Genomic DNA, 2973 nt, shown 5'->3' on the forward strand with positions numbered 1-2973 from the left:
AGGTCCGCGCTCGGCTGCCACACCTCCTCCAGCGGTTTCGCCGGCGGCACCCAGAACACGCCCTCGCCGCCGGCTCCCGACCGCTCCACCACCTCCGCGGTGAACGAGTTCACCTCCGGGCCGCCGAGCGCGATCCGCACGTCCGGCAGGTTGGAGTCCACACCGAGGTCGCCGTAGCGCGAGCCGGCCGCGCTGCTCACGGTCGCGGTGACACCGTTGCGTGCCAACGCGATCGCCAGCTCCCGGGCCAGCGGCGCGGCTTCGGCCCCGTCCGGCACGACGATCTCGGCGACGCCGATGGGCCGCAGCGCGCCGTCACCCAGCCGCAGCGACGCGGCCGCGGACAGGCCGAACCACGTGTGCGCCGGGTTGTCCAGGGTCCACGGGTGCTGGCCCGAGTCCACGTCGATGAGCCCGAAACCACGGCCCACCACCGCGTTCCCGACCTCGCTGACCGGCAGCGCCCCCGGCACCGCGCACGGCCAGCGCACCCGCAGCAGCTGGTCGGACCCGGTGAACTCGTCGACGGTCGTCGTGCAGTCGACCCGGTCCACGCCCTGCCACAGCGTGATCGTCTGCGTGTACCGGACGGACCCGACCCGGCCGGTCGCCGTGATCCGCTCGCCGATGGGACCGCGCTCGACGCGCACGCTGGCCGGTGACTCGGACGAGGTGACCACCGGTCCCTTGGGCAGCAGGTGCCACGGGCCCTCCCCGAACCGCGGGTGGTGCGGGTACTCCTCGTACACCGCCAGCTCGTTGCCGACCGCGCCCGGCGTGATCAGCTCGCGGCCGGTCGTCAGCTCGACGAGGCTGCGCACCCCGCCGCCCCGTGCCGGGTCCGCGATCACCTGGAACCGGTCGCTGGCCGCGACCTCGCCGTCGACCGCGACCCAGCCCTGGTCTTCCCGGGTGGTCTCGGCGAGCCGGAACACCCGCCAACCCAACGGCGGCACTTCCGCGGCGAGGAACGTGACGGTGCCGTCGTCGACGAGTGCCGGCAGCTCGACGCCGGTGTCGTCGGTGACCGTGACTCCGGCGACCTCGGTCTTCACGGTCACCGTGTCGGTGCGCTCGTGGTTGAGCGGGTTCCACACCACGACCGGCTTCCCGTCGCCGTCGGGCAGGGTGACCAGCCGGGACAGCACGTCCAGCGCGTTGGCGCGAACCTCGACCGCGAGGTCGTGCGCGTCCCGCCAGCTCGTGACGAGGTCGAGGTAGACCTGGTCGGACTCGGACCCCGTGATGCCGTCGTGGTGCGCGCCGTAGGCGAGCTGCACCCAGGCCTTGGCGAGCGCGGCGTCCGGGTAGTCGGTGCCGGCGAGGATCGTGGCGAACGCGGCGAACGGCTCGGCCTCCAGCACCGCGGCCTCGGCGGCGCGCTGCGCCTGCTTGGTGTCGATGTAGGAGACGTCCTTGCCGGTGTAGATCGGGTTCATGTCCCGGGTCTGCGGTGTCGGCTCCTGTCCGCGTGCCGCCAGCTCCTGCCGGACGCCGGCGAAGAAGTCCCTCGGCAGCGAGCAGACGAACCGCGGCCACACGTACCGGCGCGCCCAGTCCTTGTGCAGGTCGGTGATCCACTTGTTGGGCGGCGTGTAGTCCCCGCCCACCGGCAGCAGGACGTGCTTCGCGACGCTGACCTTCTTCAGGTCGAGGAAGAGCTGGTAGGCGGCCTCGCCGGCCACCTCGAGGGTGGGTGCGCTGTCGAGCGCCCAGCCGGAGCCGTAGTGGTCGGGCATGTAGGACGTGAGCACCCCGCGCCCCGACGGTGACAGCCACTCGAACTCGCTGGGGAACTGCATCCGCGTCGGGTCCCCCTTGCCCGCCGGGGTCAGCTCCATCGGGCCCCACTGGTGGAACGGGCCGCGTGCCCACGAGCTGGAGGTGAGCCCAGCGTCCGCGGCGAACCCGGGGAAGGCCGGGTCGTGCCCGAACGCGTCGAGCTGCCAGGCGGTCTCGGGCTGCGCGCCGACCACGTCCCGCTGGAAACCCATGCCGTGCACGAAGTTCCGGATGGTGGTCTCGGGGTCGGTGAGGTTCGTGTTCGGCTCGTTGTAGGTGCCGCCCATGACCTCGACGCGGCCCTCGTCGAGCAGCTTCCTGAGGATCGCGCGGTCCTGCGGGTGCGTGTCCCAGTACGGCTTGAGGTAGTCGACCTCGGCCAGCACGAACCGGTAGTCGGGCTCGGCGAGCGCGAGGTCGAGGTGCGCGCGGACCAGGTCGAACCCGGCCAGCTGGCGCGCGCCGCGGGGTGAGCCGGGGAAGTCCAGTGCGTCCCAGGCGACGGTGTAGGCCGCCTGGGTGTTCCACCAGACGGGGTCGTAGTGGAAGTGGGAGACCAGGTGCATGGTCCAGCCGGGCTCGGCGACGGTCAGGTCGAAGTCGAGCACGTGCTCCGTCCCGATCACGGCTCTCGCCGGGAGCGTGGTCCCCGGCGGCACGCCGTGCGTGTCGACCCCGACCTCGACGCGCCCGACCCCCGTGACGGGCGCGGGGGTGGAAACGCCCTGGCCCTCGACGTGTACCTGGGAAACCCGCTCACCGTCCCAGGACACCCGGACAACCTGAAGCGGAGCGTCGACCGGCCCGACGAACAGCTCAGTCGACTCCACGGCGACAACAGCCATGATTCGCACCTTGGCGGCTAGATCAAGAAGGCACAAGCCAGCAAACGGATCCTGTCCATGGTTTGTCCCGACACGCCGTAGCGGTTTCTCGGTCAATATCGGGTTCACGCTAGAAAGCCGGATACGGTTCGATGGTGGACCCGGTGCGCAACCCGTTCGCCCCCGGCGCTGGTCAGCGCCCGCCCGAGCTCGCCGGGCGGGAGAAGGAGATCGCGGCGTTCGACGTCGTGCTGGAACGCGTGGCGCGGGGACGGCCCGAGCGCAGCCTGGTGCTGACCGGCCTGCGCGGCGTCGGCAAGACCGTCCTGCTCGGCGCCCTGCGCAGCGCGGCGGTGCGTCGCGGCTG

The 2973-nt window shown here is 71.9% G+C and carries 2 protein-coding genes; one reads left to right on the forward strand and one right to left on the reverse strand.

What is annotated here, in order from left to right; genetic code table 11:
- A partial coding sequence (locus ACJ73U_RS43215; RefSeq protein WP_407783597.1) for a glycoside hydrolase family 38 C-terminal domain-containing protein occupies window positions 1-2627 on the reverse strand: 2627 nt, incomplete at its 3' end.
- 134 nt (window positions 2628-2761) lie between these two features.
- Here ACJ73U_RS43215 and ACJ73U_RS43220 point away from each other — a divergent pair.
- A partial coding sequence (locus ACJ73U_RS43220) for an ATP-binding protein (protein WP_407783598.1) occupies window positions 2762-2973 on the forward strand: 212 nt, incomplete at its 3' end.

Source organism: Actinophytocola sp. (assembly GCF_045807065.1).
GTDB lineage: Bacteria > Actinomycetota > Actinomycetes > Mycobacteriales > Pseudonocardiaceae > Actinophytocola.